Below are 17,326 nucleotides of genomic sequence, written 5' to 3'. Positions count from 1 at the left end.
ATGTACGCCAAAAATATATAGGAGAATTAACTCCTATTAATAGTATTTTAAACTGGTTTACGTCTTAAAGTTCTTATCTCAGCTTCATGGGCACCGTACATTTCAAGCAGAGACTTATTTGTTTCATTCAAATCGAAGAAATTTTTATCCATTTTATCAGATAGATTTTTAACTGTACCTTGAATCTCTGCAACTTGATTATTCAGTTTGTCAACTTCGGCTTTATGTACTTCGGAACTATATTTAAGAGCTTTAAGTATTTGGGTGTTTTCTGATGTCTGAGACTCAAGAGTATCAAGTTTGGACTTAATTGGAGATAATTCCTCCTTTAATAGTTGTTTGATAGCAGATAAAGATTCTTTATCCATGAATATCATTCCTTCCTATAATTTAGTATAATCTGAATTTGGTGGATTTATACTATGGTTATTTTTTATAATCAGATAAAAATTCAAGCATTTTGGTTCCAAATTCAGATAGGATATATTCAGTTTCTACTTCTTTTTCTGAATTTAATTCTTCCCATTTAGATTTTTTAATGTAATTTTCATTTATAAGAAGTCCCATAGCTACAAGTTTATTTTTAGCAATTAATGTGCTACTCTTTAATTGTATATCTATGGGCTGAGGATTATCGCTATAACTTTGTAAGACTATGTATTCGAGATAGCTCATATTATTAAGCGTTTTTAGAAATACCTCATTTGTGTAGATATTGTTAGACAAATTTTTACAGGCATTTACCCATAATTTTATCTTTTTCACAGTTAGTTCTTTATTTACATTATCTGTGATATAATATAATTGTAATTTAAGTTCATCATTAGACTCAATCTTGTCTAATAGTTCTTTTATATCTTTTTCAGAAAAGTTTTTTTGAAAAAAATTCTTGATATTATTAGCAAAAGCTGTTAGCTCTTTAAAAGCAGAAGCTAGCTTGATTATAGAATTAAGATCGATTGAATTTGGATCTATAAAACTCATTTAAATACCTCCAAGGTGGTGATAATTTTGGTTATTCTTCTTATTATACTAATAATAATTGCATTAATTTCGTTATACGTAGGTTGGCGTGATCTTCAGTCCATTGTAATAATAAGACATCACGTCATTAATCTTATGAAAATGATGTATACCGAAGAAGAATTAATGAAACAAAGTAAACTCACATATGAAGAAATACTAAAAATTGATTCCAAACAAAACAGCTAGGAATACCTCCAAAGGTGGTGAAAATTTTGTATACACATATTTATACTTTTTTTATTATTCCTATTTTAATTATTCTTATATTTTTACTTCAAAGACGTTTAGAAAAACTTGAATTAATGGTTTTGTATTTAACATCTAAAGTTATTCCTAAAAATCAAATAGAAAAAGCCTTAAATGAAATGAGCATTAAGGATTTAAAAGGGCTTATAAAATAGGCTCTTTTATTTATTAAATTTATACTCAATTAGTTTCTTAGGAACTCCATAATAACAAGCTAATTGATCAACGCATATATTATCTAACAATAAAAATTCATCTAGCTCTTTTTCATCAATCAACAGTTCAGCAGCAAACTTATTGGCTTCATTTTCAGTTCTGCCTCTTGGGAATAATGTATATTCTCTTAGATAGCAAGTAGACTTGTGATAATGGAGCATAGCATGTCCTAGCTCATGCGCTAAAATAATTCTTATTTCGTCTTCATCTAGGTTGGAATTTACTACTATATATTTATTTGTGATTAAATTAATGTAAAACCCCTTAGTTTCCTCTCCTAAATCTTCATATAGTAAATTGATTCCCAAATAAGCAATGATTTTTGCTGGATTTCTTGTCCCATATTTTTGAATAAGGTGTTTTACTCTTGCATGAATATTTATCATAATAAAACACCTCTTATTATTTTTTCTTTTTTCTCCCAAATTTTTCTTTGTTTTTTGCTTTAGAATCCCAATATATTTTATTTATTACTGCAACTAATTTTTCCTTATCTTTTTCTCCAACCTTATCATCCATCATAAAAGCCTGTGCATGTTTTATTACTTCATCATGCTGTTTTATATCTCTTTTGGTCACTTTATATTTATCTGTATATTCCTGGGGAACATCTATGGGCTCTTTGATGTCGGTGTTGCCTAGTAAGTAATCTGCAGATACATTAAAATATTTGGCTAATTTTAATAACATTTCCGGATCAGGCATACTTCTTCCTTGCTCATAATATCCATAGCCGCTTTTAGATATCCCTATAGCCTTTGCAACATCTTCTTGTTTTACGTCTTTTTCATATCTTAATTCCTTTAAAATAGTGGAAATTTTTATATCCATATTTTTCACTCCTTATAGTTAATATACAATTAAAAGTTGTTTACAAAAAGACTAAACAACAAATTCAATACCGGTTTTTGAAAAAGTATTGACAAACAATCAATAGTTGTTTATACTATAAATATAGTTTGACAACTAAACGTTGTCTAAATAAAGAGAGGTGAACAGTTTGATAAAAAATAACTTAAAGAAATTAAGAGGCGATTTGAGCCAAAAAACAATTGCAGATTATGTAGGGATAACTCAACAGCAATATTCCAATATAGAACGTGGCGATAGGATTCCAAGTTTTGGAGTAGCCTTAAAGTTGTCCCACTTTTTTAAAAAACCCATAGAAGAAATTTTTTTTACCATCATAGACAACAAACAATTGTCTAGAACTAAGCGAAGGGAGGCAATATAATTCCATAATTTAATTCTACCAGTAAAGGAGGTCGTGTGATGGATGTAGAGGAACAGATTATAAAAGTATCTCGCTGTATGTCTTTTGAAGAAGCATTTGAAATTAAAAATAGCATACTAAAAGAAATTCAAAATGATGCAGAAGATAAAGAGCCTTATGAGGAAGCTTGTCACGAATTTTTTAAAATCTGTGATAAGTACAACATCAATAACATGATGTTGTTAAAATATTTGAATTTCTTTTATGTATCACATATAGCAAGAAACCTTGAATTTATAAAAGATAAATAATTAACATTGATTCCAATAATTTATAAAACTTTTAGCAGATACAGAAAGTACAATCTTTTGATCATTTTTATCAAATTCAGGTATTACTAATTGACCCTTGGACACATTTAAAAAACACATTGATACATTTTTGTTTTTATAGAAATCAGATAAAGTTGTCCACATTAAGTATGCAATTTCTTCAGCTCTTGTTTTATTGAGTATAATTTCTGCAGATGTCGTAGCTTCTTTAAAATATAGTTTTATTAAATAAAGTTTTTTGTCAATTACAAATCCTAGTTCAGGATTAACGTTTATTGATAATGTGTCATAATTCCAAAGATCTTTCTTAGGAGCAAAAAATGTAAAATCATCTTTCAAGTATTTTTTAAAAAATTTAATATATCCGTTTATAGCTTTAATATAATTAGATCTTTTTTTAGGATCTATCGTATTTGAAAGATTTTTTAAATGTTCTAAGCTGAGCTTATTTTTATTTATGTTTACAATTTCTTCTCGAAGTTGTTTCCAGTAGTCAGTAGCAGGAGTATAAGTGGATCTTGCACGATTTTTAATTTCTCTAACTTTATTTAATTTTCTACTATCGGTTGTTAGTGAAAAATCAGTGAAAGATGTCATAGATATTTTAATTTCAGAACTCATTAAAATCACCACCTAGTTAAATATCAATATCAATATTTTGAAAAACAGGTGATTTAAAAAATTCATATAGAGGAATTTCAATACCATAGCATATTTTCAATATTGTTTTAAGTTGAGGGTTCTTACTACCACCATTGACTATGCTGTTTACTGTTGATTGAGTAATTCCAGATAATGAAGCAAGCTTGTTTATACTTATATGTTTATCATTGCATAATTCAATAATTCTTTTAGCTGTAGCTTCAGATATATTCAATAATAACACCACCTGTTAACGAATTGCCGGTAAAAGTATAGCAAACATAGAGCAAGTGATAAAGATATCTCAGGCCCTAGAAGTACCAATAAACAAGTTAATTGAGCCAGAAGAAACAAATCAACAGGAAGTCGTGTAGCAATACAGCTTCAATCTGAATATTATAGTAAAAAAGTAAAAAGGGGTATGGGTATGGCAATAAAAGTTATAGCTAATTGGCCATGGGACGATCCAAAAGCAATGCAGCAATTAAGGGAAAGCCAGGCAAGAGCAACTCTCATAGTTCTTAAAAAAATGTTTGATGATGAAGGTTCAGGAGCTAGAGGGTTGGATGCCTTAATGCAAAAAATCGAAAACGAAAGATAACAGGCTGAAAAGCCTATTTAAAATTTCGTTTTCACCTAAAAAGCAAACACATTCTCAATATATGCTATGAACTTTTAATATTCTTGTTACTAAAATTCTACCATGAAATAAGAATTAATAGTTGGCAACTTAGCTCTACATTCAATACCAAAACACATAATTTAACTGAGAAAAGAGGTGGATTAAATGAGTAGAACACTGAGAAGTAATGGCAATATCTATATGAAAGCAAGACTGAAAGCAGCAAATTTTAATGACAAGCTTAAGAGTCGGGAAGGTGCCAGTGAAATATTGGGAGTAAGCCCAAGCTCACTTTTAAACTATGAGAAAGATGTATGCAAGCAAATACCGACAGATGTAGTTGTCAAAATGGCTGAGATTTATAACGCCCCGGAACTTATGAATTATTACTGCTGCAATGAGTGTCCAATAGGTAAAAATACTGTGCCACATCTTGAATTAACGGATATAGGCTATCTTGCAATTCAGATATCAGTTTCATTAAAAAATCCTGAATCTATGATAGATAGGTTAATGGAAATTGTACAGGATGGAATAATATCTAAAAATGAAAAACCAGAACTCAAAAGTATAGTTGGGAAATTAGATGGATTTTCTGAAAAGGTACAGTCATTGAAACTTTGGGCACAGAAGAACTTGAGATAGATAGGGAGGGATGAAGTTGAGTAACTTGATAAAAGTAAATTTTGAGAGGCAAACAACAAGTGCAAGACAATTATGGGAGTTTTTAGACAAACCACATGGAGAATTCATGAAATGGTTCCATAGATATTGCGGATATGGATTTACTGAAAATGCTGACTACGGAGTTATCGACAAATCCGTCGAAAACCCTCAAGGTGGTCGCCCGGCAACTGATTATGAAATAACAATTGATATGGCGAAAGAATTATGTATGCTGCAGAAAACCGAGAAAGGGAAAATAGCCAGAAAATATTTCCTTGACCTTGAGAAGAAATGGAACAGTCCAGAGGCGGTTATGGCCAGAGCTTTAAAGATGGCCGATATGAAAATACTTGAATATAAGAATACAGTTCTAAATCTTAACAATAAGCTGGAGCAGCAGGAACCAAAGGTATTATTTGCTGATAGTGTCCAGGCATCCACTACAACAATTCTGGTTGGGCAGCTTGCCAAAATACTTAAACAAAATGGGATAGATATAGGGCAAAACAGACTGTTTGAATGGCTTAGGGAAAACGGGTACTTAATCAATAGGAAAGGCACTGATTACAATATGCCAACACAAAAAATCCATGAATTTGGGACTGTTTAAGGTGAAGGAAACTTCAATTGGCCATAGTGACGGTCATGTAACTATATCTTCTACAGCAAAAGTAACAGGGAAAGGGCAAGTATATTTTATAAATAAATTCAAGAAATTATTTAGTAGGGAGGCGGCAATATGACTGAATATACACTAGCACAGGTAATTGACAAGATGGGAAGAAACCTAGGGTTGAAATTTCAATATATAGGGGAGGGAATTTTTGAAGCAGAATCCGGCAGTATTATTCACGTTGACACTACAGGAAGAGTTAGGAATGATGTGGGAGAATTGATGCTATCGAGTTTCACACTGAACAGCAAGTTCAGGCTGGTAAATGAACCCGTTAACTTTATGGAGGCTATCAAGGCTTTCGCTGAAGAAAAGATAATCTATTGTGAATTTGAAGGAGATAAGAGTAGGTATATACCTCTGGAAGATGATATTTCCCACCCGTTGTGGGATAAAAATCAGAACACGATTACGGCTGAAGAAATCCTACACGGCAAGTGGTTTATAGAGGGGGATGATTAAATGTTTGATACTGCCAAGATAAAAGGCTACAGTAAGCTAGCTGATACAGAGAAACAAGTCTTTGATAGTTTTTGCAAGAACTTCTACAGCATGTGGGAAGAACCAGAAAAGCATGCACCTATAAAAGTGCAAAGAGCTGATGGATATCTAAAAGTTGTACTGAATGACGGTGACTGGCTGCATGTGCTGGGGAATGGAGATTGGTACTAGGAGGGAGAAGCATGGAAGAGAATTGGTATGCGCTTTTTATAGCAACACAGGTTCCAGTTACAGTCGAGCAGGCATTTGTGGCATTACACAAAAGCAAGAGAACAAAGAAAAAGCGATATGTTCCAAATGATACTGAATTATTTGAAATGCAGGAATTAAGAGACGAAGGAATGTCATATGAAAAAATCGGTAGTATGTATGGAGTTTCAGCAGAAGCTATTCGTATGAGGCTTAGAAAATTCAGGAAGAAAAGGGAGATGAGAGTAGGAGCTTAATATGGAGGAATTAAAGAAAAAATTGAATGAGTGTGTTGCTTTATACGGTCTGCGGGATGAAAGAACACTAGAAATCAGCCAGAAACTTGATAAGCTGATAGTTCAGAAAATGAAGGAGGGAAACCATGACACATCTAGGAGCTGAGGTTTTAGGAGTTTATAGTTTATTAGCAATAATTGTATTAGCTATATACAACACAGTTAGATATAAAAGAGAAAATGATGTGGAAAATGAACTGACTATAGTTATTTTGATACCAGTTATTATATTTCTGGCAAATGTGATTTGAAAGGATGCAACAAAATGGAAATATTGTGTCAGGCATTGCAGGGGAAAAGAAAAAAGCTGTGTAATGTCCATAGATTTTATAAAGGGGCTATAGCGTTAATAAGCTATCCAGGAGATAGAAGCAATTATTATGCACCTCTTATTGTGAAAGAAAATGGAAAATACAAAAATGCTGAAAGTTTTCAAATTTTAAAGGAAGGTGAGTAAATGGAATCCATAAGAAAGAAGGCAGATAAGGTTGTTGAGCTTGTCCAGAGTGGAAATTTAGGAATCAAGGAGGCTATAGATAGGGTTAAGTATGATCTTGATGGTGATGAACTGTACGATGTGAAAACTGGGAAGACCATATGTGATATAGATACTGCTACTGATGAACAGGTAAGAATTTTATTACAGACAAAAAAAGACCCTTTGCAGAGGGCCTAAAAGCAAATTACATTAATTCCATTCTACTAAAGAATGGGAGAAAAATCAAATAGGGAGGTTAAGCCATGGAATTAAGACTTGATTTTAATAAGCCTTTTACGATACTTGCTAAAACTAAAGATATATCCGAGCTTGGCTGGCTTAAGAGCCGTCAAGCCGGCATTGGAGGCTCTGATGCAGGAGCAATTTTGGGAATAAACAGAAACAAGACACCATTTCAAGTATATATAGATAAAACACAGGAAATAACTGAGATAGGCGAACAGAGCGAAGCTGCTTACTGGGGAACTGAACTTGAGGATATGGTGGCAAAGGAATTCACTAAAAGAACAGGTAAAAGGGTTAGAAGGAGAAATGCAATACTTCAAAGCATTGAGCATCCATTTATGACTGCAAATCTGGACAGGAAAATAGTGGGCGAAAAAGCACTGCTTGAATGTAAGACAGCAAATACTTTCCTGTCGAGCAGTTGGGAGAGTGAAGAAATACCAGCAAGTTATCTTGCGCAGGTTATGCACTATCTGGCTGTTACAGGTGATAAAAAGGCATATATAGCCGTGCTCATAGGTGGACAGAAGTTTATATATAAAGAAATTGAGAGGGACCAGGAACTTATAAATATAATCGTAGCCAAAGAAAAAGACTTCTGGGAGAACAACGTACTTAAAAGAGTGCCGCCCAAGTTGGATGGATCTGATGCTGCAGAGAGGTATTTAAAGGAAAGATTCAAGGACTCAACTCCAGGGACGGTTGTAAATCTAAAATCTGAATACAAAGACAAAATTAAAGATTACTTCGAAATTAAAAACACTATAAAATCCTTGGAGCTTCAGGCCAAGGAAATTGAGAACAATATAAAGTTTGAAATGGGTGAGGCTGAAATAGGATATGCTCCTGATTACGAGATTAATTGGAAGAGCATAACCTCCAATAGGTTTGACAGCAAAAGGTTCAAGGCGGAGTATCCTGAGCTATTTAAACAGTATTTAAATGCAAGCTCATACAGAAAATTTAATATCAAGGAGGTAAAAGCGTAATGGCAAATCCGGCATTTACAGCACTTATAAATAGTTTTAATGCCCAGCTGGCAGCTATGAATAAAAATGACTTTAAAATGTATGATCCAGGTGACTGCGGGTATTTTATAGATTCAATTTATTATGACAATGATAAAGACAAAATAATGTGTAAATTTAAAGAAGATTTTGAAGGGGAGGATGAGTAATATGGCTACAAGTCAGAGCTTAAAAAAGGAACTTACAAAAAAGGAGCCAGGGAAACTACCCAAGGATCCATTCAAGGCACTTGTTTATTCTGCAAGTATAAAGAAAAGATTTGAGGACATGCTCGACAAACAGGCCAATGGATTTATAACCAGCTTACTTAACTTGAAACAGGAGAAATTAAAGGGTTGTGACAATATGACAGTTTTGGGGAGTGCCTTAAAGGCCGCCTCCTTGAAACTTCCCATAGATCCTAACTTGGGATTTGCATGGATAATACCATTTAAAAATCATGGAAAGCTGGAAGCACAGTTTCAAGTTGGATACAGGGGATTTATTCAGATGGCTCAGAGGTCAGCACAATATAAAAAGCTCAATGTAACAGAGATATATGAAGGACAGCTTAAAAGCTTCAACCCTCTCACAGAAGAATTGGAATTAGACTTGGATAATAAACAATCGGATGCAGTAATAGGATATGCAGCATACTTCAGGCTCTTAAATGGTTTTGAAAAGATGGTGTACTGGAGTAAAGAAAAAGTAACAGCGCATGCCAAGAGGTTCAGCAAGAGTTTTGGTAACGGACCATGGAAAACAGACTTTGATGCAATGGCAAGGAAAACAGTACTTAAAAATATGCTTTCAACCTGGGGAATTTTAAGTATTGACATGCAAGAAGCAATTACAAGTGACAGTAAAATAATTAAAACTAATGAGGACAACTATGAAGTATTTGACGAAGAAGCAGCGGATGAACCAGAAGTAAATGCGACAGACGTAGAATATATGGAAGCAGAGGATGAAGAAGAAAAAGGCAAGGATAGGGATCCGTATGAAGGCACACCGTTCGCTGAAAGTATGGATGATAAATAAGGTTAAGGAGTATTGTGCTATGGGAGAAGGAGATAGGAAATATGTATGTTATGACAGGCAAAATATTTTTTAAATGGGGGATGAGATCATGAAAGAGACATATTACTTCTCCCATGATTATAATGCCAGGAATGACCCAAAGATACTTGCCATGAGAAGTGAATATGGGGCAGAGGGTTACGGGTGGTATTGGATGATAATTGAAATATTGAGAGAACAGCCGGAATATAAGCTTGAAAACAATAAATACTTATGCATTACGTTAGCAATGCAACTGCAATGCGACAAAGATGCATTGCATGGGTATGTAGAAAAATGCATAAATGAGTATAAATTATTTGAGACTGACGGGACCTATATTTGGTCAAATAGTTTGATAAAAAGGATGTCCAAAAGGGATGCTAAATCTGAGAAAGCGAAAAGGGCTGCCAACGCCCGCTGGCACAAGGATTCAGACACGTCAAAAACTGATGAAACTAATACTAAAAAACATGCTAGTGATGCACAGGCAATGCGTAAGCAATGCGCTAGCAATGCCATAAAAGAAAAGAAAGGAAAAGAAAATAATAATATTACTACTACTGAAAAAGAAAATAAAGAAAAAGAGAATTGGGTAATAGCGCTAGAATATTTTTGCCAGAAATCAGGGAAAGCAGATGTGCAGCTAAGGCCTCGTGAACTGGAGGCTGCCCAGAAGATATGTGCAGAGGTGCCGTCCCTCGACATAGTCCTGAAGGGTATAGATAAAGCGTTTAGTGATTTTAAGCCAGATGCCGATTCGGATAAAATCAACAGCTTTAGGTACTGCACAGGCATTATAAGAGATCTTTGGAAGTGCGAGAATATCAAGAAAAAAGGGGGTAAAGGCAATGTTAAAAACTCAAAACAGACTACAGAATACGGAATCGATAGCTCCGGCATTGGTTTCCACTTCTAGGCCAACACTTGAAAACTGCCATGTTTGCGGTGAACCTACAGGAAAAATAATCAGGATGCTTGGGAAAAACTATATAGTTCCAAGAATGTGCAAATGCAAGAGAAAAGCTCTTGAACAAAGCGAGAGAATATCCAAGGCCAGAGAAAAGCAGACCAGGCTTAAGCAGATATTTAATAACAGCCTTATGACCAGGGAATTTAAGGAGTTTACCTTTGAAAATTGGGACCATACCTTGGGCAATGAGAAGATGTATGACCTAGGTATAAAATACGTAAGATCTTTCAAGAAAAAGGCTTTAAAAGAGAATTTAGGACTGCTTGTCTATGGTAATCCGGGAAATGGAAAGACGTTTTTATCAGGCTGTATTGCCAATGCACTTATAAAACAGTTTATCCCCGTGGTATGTGTTTCAGCTATCGGGATTTTAGAGAGAATAAAAAACAGTTTTGGAAGCTATGGTGATGAAGGAGTTCAGAGTATACTAAATTGCTTGGATAACGCAGACCTGGTGATCATTGACGATATGGGAGTTGAAAATAATACAGACTGGTCCAGAGCTACCATGTATCAGATATTGGATTCAAGATGCAGAAAAAAGAAGCCTCTCATGATTACCTCAAATCTGACAATGAGCCAGCTCAAGAGAAGATATGACAAAGACTGCGGTACAGATGTAGGCAGAACCGCAGATAGATTGATACATGAGATGTGCCAGCCAATTGAAAACACATTTTCAAGTATACGAATAAAAAAGGGCTTAGAGAAAACCAAAATGTTGAGAGAAATATTGAATGGTTGGACAACATGATGAAATATCAAAAATTAAGTCCAAAACAGGGTAAATTTTAATTTAAATAGCACAAGAGTATAAATACTTGTCCAGTAAATTAAAATTCGTTTAAGGGCATTGTATGAGTAATTTAGTGAATTAAGAAAGTAGGTGGATCAAAATGGGCGAAATTAGCAATAAAGAAAAATGCTTTGAGTATTTCAGTAAGTATGATGATAAAAGCAAAGATGATCTTGTATTTGGAGTAATGAAAGAGTTTGGAACAACTAAAAATACAGCTCAGATGTATTATTACAACTGGAAAAAAGAGTATTTAAAAGGTGACATAAAAGTGGTTAATCATAATCCAAGTGCCGGGTGCAAGCATGAAAATAAAAAGCCACTAACTGATGAAATGATAATTGATGAATTGAAAAGGCAAAAATTTAGCAGTCAGATAGGGATGGTGATGGATGAATTGGACAGAGGAAGAGTACGAAGCGTATCTCAAAAAGAGGGGTCAGAAAGTAGAGAAGTCAAAGGCAAAAAGAAGCAAGTATAATTCTAAAAAAACATGGGAATATGGAATATGTTGGGATAGCTTGAAAGAATTAAATTACTATAGAGATTTAAAAATGTTGCAAAGTAAAGGCTTAATATTAGGGTTTGCTAGACAATGCCAATTTATATTAAGTGAAGGAACAGATAGGAATAATAGATGCATATCATATCTTGCTGATTTTATTATATTTTATCCAGATAAAACTTTTAAAATAGTTGATGTTAAAGGCATGGAGACAGAGATATTTAAGCAAAAGTGCAAATTATTTAAAAATAAATATCCCAAATTGAAATTAGAAATTGAAAAATAGAAAAGGTGGTTTTATGGTTATTCACAAATGTGAATATTGTGGAAAAGAACGACAATACAAATATCCCAGTTTGGTTAGAAAATATTGTAGCTTATCATGTGCAAAAGCTGCATTAAGAGGGACAAAACCAGGGAAACGAATAAAACTTAAATGCCCTGTATGTGGAAAAGCATTTGAAGAATTAGAAAGCAAGATAAAATATAGAGAAATACATCAACACATTTTTAACCATTATTGCTCAGTAAAATGTGCTAAATTAGCACAAAGAAAGAGAATTGTGAAACATTGTGAAATGTGTGGAAAATCTTTTGAAGTTCAACGGAATAGCAAACAAAGATTTTGCTCTGTAAATTGTGTAAATAAGTACAAGAAAAAATCAGGAAAGTATAAGAAAAATGGATATTGGTATGAAAATGGATATAAGGTGTTATATGTTGAAGGAAATAAATGTATAAAAGAGCATATAAAAGTTATGGAAGAGCATATGGGAAGAAAATTAAAAAAGAATGAAGTTGTACATCATATCAATGGTAATAAATCAGATAATAGGTTGCAAAATTTAAAATTAATGACAAGGGAAGAACATTCTTCTTATCACAGAAAATTAGAATTAAAAAATGGTAAGAAATTATTTAAGCGTGTAGGGTAGACCATTGAAGGAGGTATGAAGATGCTTATGACTGAGTTCTATCGGCAGAGAATTGCAAAAGTGGAAAATGAAATTAGAATGGCGGAGCTGGAGAGGGATTTTAAAAAGGTTGCCAAGCTTCAGGCGGAAAAGGTTGATTGGGAGGAAAGGGCTAGGAGGGAAAGCATTGGAAGATTATAAATATTCCTTAGATATCATAAAGCAGGAATTAAATAGTAAATGGATTTGTTCAGAGATTAAATATGCTTTTAAGGTAAGTGTGGAAGCTTTGGAAAAACAGATACCTCAAAAGCCAACTCATTTGACAGCCGAAAATGATATTAAAATTGGAAGCTTTGTATTTCATAAAGGTGCCAAGATTTATAGCTGTAAATGTAAGGAATGGGTAGGATATAAGGATCTATTTTGTAAGCATTGTGGTCAAAAATTAAAGTGGGATTAGTTAGCAAAATTCCTACAAAAAGAAAACCAGGGAGAAAGCTCCCTGGCAAAAAATAATATAGAAACTGAATATAGGTATTTATAGTATGTGCGGATTTTAAGTTATTATACTAAAATCTAAATATTTTACAAAGAAAAAGACCAGGGAGGTTAAATCCCTGGTACAAGAGGTTTAATGCAACATAAGTTTAAAAACTAAGGCATCAATGCACCAAGAGACAAAACATCCCAATCCACATAAACTTCTTTCAAACTTCACATAAACTCTAACATTCTAAAATCTTGAGTACATTGATATCCTTATGTGAATAGGATGCGGAGAAATCAAATAATTATTCTGGTAATTTTAGGAGTGGTGTATATGGAGAAATTGACAGCAAAACAAAAAGCTGAAATGACATACAATATGCTGCAGAAACGTAAAATTAAAAAAGCCAAAGAGAAAGAAAATATGGTATTTGAAGTTGTGGGTGAGAGTGTTAAAAGATGCAATAAACGTCGTCGTATAAGGTGCAGGTGGTGAAATGAATAAGAGTACTAAAATCAGGGCAATGGGAATACCTTACTGGAATTTCAAGGAGAAAATCAGGATTACGAAAGAGTTCGAAAAATATTACCGCATTGAAGATTTTGGGCGGGATGGGTTGACCGGAATTTTGTATATGGAGAGAAAGAAGGGTGTAATAGTATGAAGGTTTTAACTATCAGGCAGCCTTGGGCTTCACTCATAGCTTTGGGAGAGAAACATATAGAGACTAGGTCATGGAGGACCAATTATCGGGGACCATTGTTGATACATGCAGGGAAAAATATAGATAAACAGGCTTTAAAAAATCCAATAATTAGAGAATCACTTAAAAGTATAAATATAAATGAAATGCCAATAGGAATGATTATTGCCAAGTGTAATTTAGTAGATTGCACTAAAGTTAAGTCATCAAAGAGTGATGTTATATATACTGATGTTCCCAGAGTTATAGTGGAAGGTAAAGAGTTAATTTTTGGAGATTATTCACCAGGGAGATATGCATGGATTTTAGATAATATTGAACCTTTAAGGAAACCAGTGCCAACTAAAGGACAGTTGAGTCTATGGGAATACAGGGAGTGATGCAGTGAGGGAATTAATGTGTTTTGTGGTTTTGTACCTTTTGTGCATAGGTATATTTGTTGGTGTGATGACAGCAGTGGTGTTGATATTTAGACATAAGCAATAAATAAGTAGGAGGGATAGCTGTTGGACAAGGAGACATTTAAAAAGACAGAAGGGAAGTTATATGGCTATTTTAGAGATCTTAAGGAAATGGAGCTGCTGGAGATTGACTGCAGGGAGCTTCAGGAGCAGGAGGAAAGTATCCAGTGGGATACAAAGCACTCAGAAGATACAAAGGAAATTAAGCAGCTTGAGGATGAATTGAAATGTGTAGATAAAAAGCTCCGTAAGAATATGGCCAGGATAAGACAGTTAAAAAGAAACATAGCTCCATTGAAAAAAGTGCTGACAGTCCCTCCGCTTTCACAGGAAATTATGAAGTTTATTACTTACAAGTATAAGTTAAACAAGAGTGTTGGATGGATTGCCAATGAAATGTATGGAGGGGTAAGAAGTACTGCTTACAGATGGCGGGAAGATATACTTGAGGATATCGTTAGATGGGGAAGAATGTATGGCAATAGTTGAAAAATGCTGTTGCCTTTTAAATAGCAAAAAATCGTGGGACAAATTTGGGACAAAAATAGGACAAAAGTGGGACAAAGTTGGGAAAAATCTTCGGAAGAATGATATATAATATAAATGAAATTTGAAGAATTCAATTTGGTAAAAGTAAAATATGTCCCTTTTTATGGTTTGGGTGAACTATATTCTTTTTTAGGAGAGTGATGTTTTGAAACCCGTTATAGATAAACAGCAGGTTAAAAATTTGTATAATGCAGGATTTACGGATTCTGAGATTGCCAGGAAATTAAATTGCAAAAAGGATACAGTTAAGAAATGTATCCAGAGAAATTTTGGATGTCTGAAAAGACAACATCAAACTGCCCTAACTCAAAGGCGTGAGATAATAAAAGCAGTAAATTATCAAGCCAATCGATATATGGGAGATAGCACGTTTGTAAAAAAGAACAGATCAATATATAAGACAAAGCCTAATGGAGATATAGTATTGAACAAGGAAGTTGCTCCGGTTGTTACCTGGGATACCCCAAGAAGATTGGCAAATGAATATAAAGATAGATTTTAATACCATCTTTAAATAAACCCGCAGCTCCAGGGTTAAATGGGGCTGCCAATGTGTTTATTCATAAATAGTTAATTAATACGACGCTAAGTTGCCACAAATACTATATATACTTATAAGTATTCTAAGGAATAACCTTTAGAAATAGATTTTTTATAAAATTTAATCTCCCTTAATTATATTTTATTAGATCTATAAAATAAGCATCCGTCATTTGGGGTGCTTATTTTGCATGACTCAAACTTTTTATTATATTTATTGATTTTTGTGTTGACTTAATCCAGAAGCTATTTTTTCGCATTCTACAAGACAATTAGTAATCTGAGTTAATTGATTGTTTATTTGCTTTTTAATATTAGAATTTTCAACCTCATTTGCAGCCATCTGGAGACAGTGCTGAGTACTTTTTAATGATTCCTTTACTTTATGAATGTTATCTCTTGCTTGTGAATTCATTAATTGAATCCTCCTTTACTACCGTGTTTAATTAATATTATTTACAATATGGTAAATATGATACTAGGATTTTTATGAATTGATTTATGAATCTCATTTTATAAATTAAATGAAAGTGAATCGGAAATAATGAATTGTTGGGAGGAAGTAGGCAATAGGTATGGAAAAAGAAAAGTCCAAGAAGAAAAAATTAAATAAGGATAAACTAAGGAGAGGCGAACACCTCTCCTTTTATGATATAGAAAAATTGATGCAGCATGACTCTTATAGGAGGGTTAAGGGTGCTATTAGGAGGGTGAGGTGAGAATAAATGAAATATTTTACCGTTGAAGAGTTAAAAAAAGCATGCTCGCTTTTTCATGTTAGATTAATAAAAATAAGCGAGCATTTCTCTAAAAGAAAGATTGACATTCATATAGCTGGAGACTATATAGAGTGCAATAAAATCAGAAAAATTATTGAGAATAATAAACCTATACATTTAAATGTAAATACTATTTTTTAAATACTTTTAAACCAGCAGTTACAGAAACTAATTCTTTCCCCAATTGTTGAATCTCATCAAGTTCTTTTTCACTTAGGTCAGAAGAAGTTTCGATACCTACAACACCAGGCGATAAAGGTGCATGTATTTTGAAATCTCCAAGTTGGGGGAAGGCTGTTTTGAATTTAAAACGTACTCCGGCAACAGTATTATCTGGATTTAGAGCTAATTCTTTTATATTGTCAGGAATTTCAGGTTTAGAAGGAATTTCATCAACTTCTAAATCTGAATAAGGTTTAAAATTAAATTCAGTACCAATTTCTTTTACACTTTCTAATTTAGGGATAACTTGTTTAGTAATATAATCACTGAATTTTCCTTCACGATCTCCAATATAAAAATTAGCAACCCATGGTTTAGATTTATCTTGCCATACTCTGACTTTAATATCTGGGAAATTGGTTTTAGAAAAGTTTTCATAAAATGTTCTTGTACCCATAGTAATCACCTCCTTTTAATCCAATATTCAACATAAAATATTAAATTCCTCTAAAATTTAGAAATAATATGAACAAAATGTGAAGGATATTGGGATCTTTTGTTGAAATATAAGGCGAGAGGTGGTAATATTGGACATTAAATGGATTTATAAATATTCTTTAAAACCTACTGAATTTAAGAATACAATAAAAAATATGTCAATCGAGTACGTAAAAATAAACATTGAACAGAGAAAAATTTTTAAGATTGCATTAAAGGACGCAGCTATTGATCTTGAAAAATTAGCATTGTTATCATTAATATTTGTTGTTTTACCAATAATCATCAATGGAATAGCTAACAAGATTAATAAAAAATTCCAAGAATATTCAAATTTTATTGATGGATATGATTTTCAAATTATAGTTGGATTTGTTGTGTATATAATAATGGCTAGATTTGTTATAAATAGTATTCGCCAATATAGAAAAATTAAATTATTTTTAGAAGTTATTGAACATGTAAATGATGGGAAAATTATAGTTTATAAAGATGGTAAAAAGCTTAAATAGAAGCTAAAGATATTTACATATCCAAAACAAAA

General features: G+C 33.1%; 37 protein-coding genes and 1 pseudogene. 30 read left to right on the top strand and 8 right to left on the bottom strand.

Going from position 1 to position 17,326, the window contains the following annotated elements; translation table 11 throughout:
* Nucleotides 1-47: 47 nt before the first annotated feature.
* Both CLLU_RS05220 and CLLU_RS05215 read right to left on the bottom strand, forming a co-directional pair.
* A complete protein-coding gene (locus CLLU_RS05220) occupies nt 48-368 on the bottom strand; it encodes a hypothetical protein (RefSeq protein ID WP_207655946.1) in 321 nt (106 codons plus the stop codon).
* Nucleotides 369-426: 58 nt separating this feature from the next.
* A complete protein-coding gene (locus tag CLLU_RS05215; protein ID WP_106008519.1) occupies nt 427-984 on the bottom strand; it encodes a hypothetical protein in 558 nt (185 codons plus the stop codon).
* A gap of 254 nt (nt 985-1,238) precedes the next feature.
* Here CLLU_RS05215 and CLLU_RS05205 point away from each other — a divergent pair, with 254 nt between their 5' ends.
* On the top strand, nt 1,239-1,427 hold the full coding sequence (locus CLLU_RS05205) for a hypothetical protein (protein ID WP_106008517.1): 189 nt from the start codon (nt 1,239-1,241) through the stop codon (nt 1,425-1,427).
* A 6-nt stretch (nt 1,428-1,433) separates the two neighbouring features.
* Here the strand turns inward: CLLU_RS05205 and CLLU_RS05200 are convergent, their stop codons facing one another.
* Both CLLU_RS05200 and CLLU_RS05195 read right to left on the bottom strand, forming a co-directional pair.
* Nucleotides 1,434-1,874: an ImmA/IrrE family metallo-endopeptidase gene (locus CLLU_RS05200; RefSeq protein ID WP_106008516.1), complete on the bottom strand. Its 441-nt coding sequence runs from the start codon at nt 1,872-1,874 to the stop codon at nt 1,434-1,436.
* A gap of 16 nt (nt 1,875-1,890) precedes the next feature.
* A complete protein-coding gene (locus CLLU_RS05195) occupies nt 1,891-2,319 on the bottom strand; it encodes a helix-turn-helix domain-containing protein (RefSeq protein WP_106008515.1) in 429 nt (142 codons plus the stop codon).
* A 160-nt stretch (nt 2,320-2,479) separates the two neighbouring features.
* Between CLLU_RS05195 and CLLU_RS05190 the strand changes: the two genes are divergently transcribed.
* Both CLLU_RS05190 and CLLU_RS05185 read left to right on the top strand, forming a co-directional pair.
* Nucleotides 2,480-2,722, top strand: coding sequence for a helix-turn-helix transcriptional regulator (locus CLLU_RS05190; RefSeq protein WP_106008514.1), 243 nt, complete (start codon nt 2,480-2,482; stop codon nt 2,720-2,722).
* Nucleotides 2,723-2,760: 38 nt separating this feature from the next.
* Nucleotides 2,761-3,012: a hypothetical protein gene (locus CLLU_RS05185; protein WP_106008513.1), complete on the top strand. Its 252-nt coding sequence runs from the start codon at nt 2,761-2,763 to the stop codon at nt 3,010-3,012.
* Here CLLU_RS05185 and CLLU_RS05180 read toward each other — a convergent pair whose 3' ends face one another.
* On the bottom strand, nt 3,013-3,654 hold the full coding sequence (locus tag CLLU_RS05180) for a hypothetical protein (RefSeq protein WP_106008512.1): 642 nt from the start codon (nt 3,652-3,654) through the stop codon (nt 3,013-3,015).
* Nucleotides 3,655-3,670: 16 nt separating this feature from the next.
* A complete protein-coding gene (locus CLLU_RS05175) occupies nt 3,671-3,910 on the bottom strand; it encodes a helix-turn-helix domain-containing protein (RefSeq protein ID WP_106008511.1) in 240 nt (79 codons plus the stop codon).
* A 192-nt stretch (nt 3,911-4,102) separates the two neighbouring features.
* On the opposite strand from CLLU_RS05175, the gene CLLU_RS18675 reads away from it, so the two are divergent.
* From CLLU_RS18675 to CLLU_RS05070, 25 genes and pseudogenes are all read left to right on the top strand, one after another.
* Complete coding sequence (locus CLLU_RS18675) at nt 4,103-4,276, top strand: hypothetical protein (RefSeq protein WP_158255879.1); 174 nt, start codon at nt 4,103-4,105, stop codon at nt 4,274-4,276.
* 186 nt (nt 4,277-4,462) lie between these two features.
* Nucleotides 4,463-4,942, top strand: coding sequence for a helix-turn-helix domain-containing protein (locus tag CLLU_RS05170; RefSeq protein ID WP_106008510.1), 480 nt, complete (start codon nt 4,463-4,465; stop codon nt 4,940-4,942).
* 16 nt (nt 4,943-4,958) lie between these two features.
* Nucleotides 4,959-5,706, top strand: a pseudogene (locus CLLU_RS05165) (phage antirepressor KilAC domain-containing protein).
* Complete coding sequence (locus CLLU_RS05160; RefSeq protein ID WP_106008509.1) at nt 5,703-6,098, top strand: hypothetical protein; 396 nt, start codon at nt 5,703-5,705, stop codon at nt 6,096-6,098. Before CLLU_RS05165 ends, CLLU_RS05160 begins: the two are co-directional and overlap by 4 nt.
* Nucleotides 6,099-6,308: a hypothetical protein gene (locus tag CLLU_RS05155; RefSeq protein WP_106008508.1), complete on the top strand. Its 210-nt coding sequence runs from the start codon at nt 6,099-6,101 to the stop codon at nt 6,306-6,308.
* Between the two features lie 11 nt (nt 6,309-6,319).
* Complete coding sequence (locus CLLU_RS05150; protein WP_106008507.1) at nt 6,320-6,583, top strand: RNA polymerase sigma factor sigma-70 region 4 domain-containing protein; 264 nt, start codon at nt 6,320-6,322, stop codon at nt 6,581-6,583.
* Between the two features lies 1 nt (nt 6,584).
* Nucleotides 6,585-6,728, top strand: coding sequence for an aspartyl-phosphate phosphatase Spo0E family protein (locus CLLU_RS05145; RefSeq protein WP_106008506.1), 144 nt, complete (start codon nt 6,585-6,587; stop codon nt 6,726-6,728).
* On the top strand, nt 6,709-6,873 hold the full coding sequence (locus tag CLLU_RS18860; protein ID WP_170065734.1) for a hypothetical protein: 165 nt from the start codon (nt 6,709-6,711) through the stop codon (nt 6,871-6,873). The genes CLLU_RS05145 and CLLU_RS18860 overlap by 20 nt, the downstream gene beginning before the upstream one ends.
* A 14-nt stretch (nt 6,874-6,887) precedes the next feature.
* Complete coding sequence (locus tag CLLU_RS05140; protein WP_106008505.1) at nt 6,888-7,079, top strand: hypothetical protein; 192 nt, start codon at nt 6,888-6,890, stop codon at nt 7,077-7,079.
* Nucleotides 7,080-7,298 (top strand): hypothetical protein, encoded by a 219-nt coding sequence (locus CLLU_RS05135; protein WP_106008504.1) that lies wholly within the window; start codon nt 7,080-7,082, stop codon nt 7,296-7,298. It abuts the gene before it with no gap.
* A 65-nt stretch (nt 7,299-7,363) separates the two neighbouring features.
* On the top strand, nt 7,364-8,335 hold the full coding sequence (locus CLLU_RS05130) for a YqaJ viral recombinase family nuclease (RefSeq protein ID WP_106008503.1): 972 nt from the start codon (nt 7,364-7,366) through the stop codon (nt 8,333-8,335).
* Nucleotides 8,335-8,523: a hypothetical protein gene (locus CLLU_RS05125; RefSeq protein ID WP_106008502.1), complete on the top strand. Its 189-nt coding sequence runs from the start codon at nt 8,335-8,337 to the stop codon at nt 8,521-8,523. Before CLLU_RS05130 ends, CLLU_RS05125 begins: the two co-directional genes overlap by 1 nt.
* Before the next feature lies 1 nt (nt 8,524).
* Complete coding sequence (locus CLLU_RS05120) at nt 8,525-9,394, top strand: recombinase RecT (protein ID WP_106008501.1); 870 nt, start codon at nt 8,525-8,527, stop codon at nt 9,392-9,394.
* A gap of 88 nt (nt 9,395-9,482) precedes the next feature.
* On the top strand, nt 9,483-10,331 hold the full coding sequence (locus CLLU_RS05115) for a DUF4373 domain-containing protein (protein ID WP_158255878.1): 849 nt from the start codon (nt 9,483-9,485) through the stop codon (nt 10,329-10,331).
* A complete protein-coding gene (locus CLLU_RS05110; protein ID WP_106008499.1) occupies nt 10,264-11,139 on the top strand; it encodes an ATP-binding protein in 876 nt (291 codons plus the stop codon). Before CLLU_RS05115 ends, CLLU_RS05110 begins: the two co-directional genes overlap by 68 nt.
* Nucleotides 11,140-11,281: 142 nt before the next feature.
* A complete protein-coding gene (locus CLLU_RS05105; RefSeq protein WP_106008498.1) occupies nt 11,282-11,662 on the top strand; it encodes a hypothetical protein in 381 nt (126 codons plus the stop codon).
* Nucleotides 11,574-11,972: a DUF1064 domain-containing protein gene (locus tag CLLU_RS05100; RefSeq protein ID WP_106008497.1), complete on the top strand. Its 399-nt coding sequence runs from the start codon at nt 11,574-11,576 to the stop codon at nt 11,970-11,972. Before CLLU_RS05105 ends, CLLU_RS05100 begins: the two co-directional genes overlap by 89 nt.
* 13 nt (nt 11,973-11,985) lie before the next feature.
* On the top strand, nt 11,986-12,621 hold the full coding sequence (locus tag CLLU_RS05095; protein ID WP_106008496.1) for an HNH endonuclease signature motif containing protein: 636 nt from the start codon (nt 11,986-11,988) through the stop codon (nt 12,619-12,621).
* 21 nt (nt 12,622-12,642) lie between these two features.
* Nucleotides 12,643-12,801, top strand: coding sequence for a hypothetical protein (locus CLLU_RS18855; protein WP_170065733.1), 159 nt, complete (start codon nt 12,643-12,645; stop codon nt 12,799-12,801).
* Nucleotides 12,788-13,063, top strand: coding sequence for a hypothetical protein (locus CLLU_RS05090; RefSeq protein ID WP_106008495.1), 276 nt, complete (start codon nt 12,788-12,790; stop codon nt 13,061-13,063). Before CLLU_RS18855 ends, CLLU_RS05090 begins: the two co-directional genes overlap by 14 nt.
* A 360-nt stretch (nt 13,064-13,423) precedes the next feature.
* Complete coding sequence (locus tag CLLU_RS18670; RefSeq protein ID WP_158255877.1) at nt 13,424-13,585, top strand: hypothetical protein; 162 nt, start codon at nt 13,424-13,426, stop codon at nt 13,583-13,585.
* Nucleotide 13,586: 1 nt separating this feature from the next.
* Nucleotides 13,587-13,754: a flavoprotein gene (locus CLLU_RS05085; RefSeq protein ID WP_106008494.1), complete on the top strand. Its 168-nt coding sequence runs from the start codon at nt 13,587-13,589 to the stop codon at nt 13,752-13,754.
* Complete coding sequence (locus CLLU_RS05080) at nt 13,751-14,173, top strand: ASCH domain-containing protein (protein ID WP_106008493.1); 423 nt, start codon at nt 13,751-13,753, stop codon at nt 14,171-14,173. The genes CLLU_RS05085 and CLLU_RS05080 overlap by 4 nt, the downstream gene beginning before the upstream one ends.
* A gap of 126 nt (nt 14,174-14,299) precedes the next feature.
* The gene (locus CLLU_RS05075; protein ID WP_242977484.1) at nt 14,300-14,743 is read left to right on the top strand and encodes a transcriptional regulator; all 444 of its coding nucleotides are present in this window, start codon (nt 14,300-14,302) and stop codon (nt 14,741-14,743) included.
* A gap of 205 nt (nt 14,744-14,948) precedes the next feature.
* On the top strand, nt 14,949-15,305 hold the full coding sequence (locus CLLU_RS05070) for a helix-turn-helix domain containing protein (protein WP_106008491.1): 357 nt from the start codon (nt 14,949-14,951) through the stop codon (nt 15,303-15,305).
* A gap of 252 nt (nt 15,306-15,557) precedes the next feature.
* Here the strand turns inward: CLLU_RS05070 and CLLU_RS05065 are convergent, their stop codons facing one another.
* On the bottom strand, nt 15,558-15,758 hold the full coding sequence (locus CLLU_RS05065; protein ID WP_106008490.1) for a hypothetical protein: 201 nt from the start codon (nt 15,756-15,758) through the stop codon (nt 15,558-15,560).
* Between the two features lie 160 nt (nt 15,759-15,918).
* Here CLLU_RS05065 and CLLU_RS18850 point away from each other — a divergent pair, with 160 nt between their 5' ends.
* Nucleotides 15,919-16,062: a hypothetical protein gene (locus tag CLLU_RS18850; protein ID WP_170065732.1), complete on the top strand. Its 144-nt coding sequence runs from the start codon at nt 15,919-15,921 to the stop codon at nt 16,060-16,062.
* 190 nt (nt 16,063-16,252) lie between these two features.
* Here the strand turns inward: CLLU_RS18850 and CLLU_RS05055 are convergent, their stop codons facing one another.
* Entirely contained in the window at nt 16,253-16,741 is a 489-nt protein-coding gene (locus tag CLLU_RS05055) for a hypothetical protein (RefSeq protein ID WP_106008488.1), read from the bottom strand.
* 130 nt (nt 16,742-16,871) lie between these two features.
* On the opposite strand from CLLU_RS05055, the gene CLLU_RS05050 reads away from it, so the two are divergent.
* Nucleotides 16,872-17,294: a hypothetical protein gene (locus CLLU_RS05050; RefSeq protein WP_106008487.1), complete on the top strand. Its 423-nt coding sequence runs from the start codon at nt 16,872-16,874 to the stop codon at nt 17,292-17,294.
* Nucleotides 17,295-17,326 lie beyond the last annotated feature (32 nt).

This window comes from Clostridium luticellarii (assembly GCF_002995845.1).
Taxonomy (GTDB): domain Bacteria; phylum Bacillota; class Clostridia; order Clostridiales; family Clostridiaceae; genus Clostridium_B; species Clostridium_B luticellarii.
Note: the sequence above shows the minus strand (reverse complement) of the source record. Positions and strands in the feature narration are given on the sequence as shown.

Coding starts and splice junctions, on each gene's coding strand:
- CLLU_RS18855 (WP_170065733.1), top strand. CDS start 12,643: ATGCTTATGACTGAGTTCTATCGGCAGAGAATTGCAAAAGTGGAAAAT.
- CLLU_RS05220 (WP_207655946.1), bottom strand. CDS start 368: ATGGATAAAGAATCTTTATCTGCTATCAAACAACTATTAAAGGAGGAA.
- CLLU_RS05140 (WP_106008505.1), top strand. CDS start 6,888: ATGGAAATATTGTGTCAGGCATTGCAGGGGAAAAGAAAAAAGCTGTGT.
- CLLU_RS05100 (WP_106008497.1), top strand. CDS start 11,574: ATGAATTGGACAGAGGAAGAGTACGAAGCGTATCTCAAAAAGAGGGGT.
- CLLU_RS18860 (WP_170065734.1), top strand. CDS start 6,709: ATGACACATCTAGGAGCTGAGGTTTTAGGAGTTTATAGTTTATTAGCA.
- CLLU_RS18850 (WP_170065732.1), top strand. CDS start 15,919: ATGGAAAAAGAAAAGTCCAAGAAGAAAAAATTAAATAAGGATAAACTA.
- CLLU_RS05095 (WP_106008496.1), top strand. CDS start 11,986: ATGGTTATTCACAAATGTGAATATTGTGGAAAAGAACGACAATACAAA.
- CLLU_RS05115 (WP_158255878.1), top strand. CDS start 9,483: ATGAAAGAGACATATTACTTCTCCCATGATTATAATGCCAGGAATGAC.
- CLLU_RS05150 (WP_106008507.1), top strand. CDS start 6,320: ATGGAAGAGAATTGGTATGCGCTTTTTATAGCAACACAGGTTCCAGTT.
- CLLU_RS18670 (WP_158255877.1), top strand. CDS start 13,424: ATGGAGAAATTGACAGCAAAACAAAAAGCTGAAATGACATACAATATG.
- CLLU_RS05145 (WP_106008506.1), top strand. CDS start 6,585: ATGGAGGAATTAAAGAAAAAATTGAATGAGTGTGTTGCTTTATACGGT.
- CLLU_RS05195 (WP_106008515.1), bottom strand. CDS start 2,319: ATGGATATAAAAATTTCCACTATTTTAAAGGAATTAAGATATGAAAAA.
- CLLU_RS05160 (WP_106008509.1), top strand. CDS start 5,703: ATGACTGAATATACACTAGCACAGGTAATTGACAAGATGGGAAGAAAC.
- CLLU_RS05110 (WP_106008499.1), top strand. CDS start 10,264: ATGTTAAAAACTCAAAACAGACTACAGAATACGGAATCGATAGCTCCG.
- CLLU_RS05215 (WP_106008519.1), bottom strand. CDS start 984: ATGAGTTTTATAGATCCAAATTCAATCGATCTTAATTCTATAATCAAG.
- CLLU_RS05180 (WP_106008512.1), bottom strand. CDS start 3,654: ATGAGTTCTGAAATTAAAATATCTATGACATCTTTCACTGATTTTTCA.
- CLLU_RS05065 (WP_106008490.1), bottom strand. CDS start 15,758: ATGAATTCACAAGCAAGAGATAACATTCATAAAGTAAAGGAATCATTA.
- CLLU_RS05200 (WP_106008516.1), bottom strand. CDS start 1,874: ATGATAAATATTCATGCAAGAGTAAAACACCTTATTCAAAAATATGGG.
- CLLU_RS05055 (WP_106008488.1), bottom strand. CDS start 16,741: ATGGGTACAAGAACATTTTATGAAAACTTTTCTAAAACCAATTTCCCA.
- CLLU_RS05105 (WP_106008498.1), top strand. CDS start 11,282: ATGGGCGAAATTAGCAATAAAGAAAAATGCTTTGAGTATTTCAGTAAG.
- CLLU_RS05130 (WP_106008503.1), top strand. CDS start 7,364: ATGGAATTAAGACTTGATTTTAATAAGCCTTTTACGATACTTGCTAAA.
- CLLU_RS18675 (WP_158255879.1), top strand. CDS start 4,103: ATGGCAATAAAAGTTATAGCTAATTGGCCATGGGACGATCCAAAAGCA.
- CLLU_RS05155 (WP_106008508.1), top strand. CDS start 6,099: ATGTTTGATACTGCCAAGATAAAAGGCTACAGTAAGCTAGCTGATACA.
- CLLU_RS05125 (WP_106008502.1), top strand. CDS start 8,335: ATGGCAAATCCGGCATTTACAGCACTTATAAATAGTTTTAATGCCCAG.
- CLLU_RS05135 (WP_106008504.1), top strand. CDS start 7,080: ATGGAATCCATAAGAAAGAAGGCAGATAAGGTTGTTGAGCTTGTCCAG.
- CLLU_RS05080 (WP_106008493.1), top strand. CDS start 13,751: ATGAAGGTTTTAACTATCAGGCAGCCTTGGGCTTCACTCATAGCTTTG.
- CLLU_RS05085 (WP_106008494.1), top strand. CDS start 13,587: ATGAATAAGAGTACTAAAATCAGGGCAATGGGAATACCTTACTGGAAT.
- CLLU_RS05185 (WP_106008513.1), top strand. CDS start 2,761: ATGGATGTAGAGGAACAGATTATAAAAGTATCTCGCTGTATGTCTTTT.
- CLLU_RS05120 (WP_106008501.1), top strand. CDS start 8,525: ATGGCTACAAGTCAGAGCTTAAAAAAGGAACTTACAAAAAAGGAGCCA.
- CLLU_RS05170 (WP_106008510.1), top strand. CDS start 4,463: ATGAGTAGAACACTGAGAAGTAATGGCAATATCTATATGAAAGCAAGA.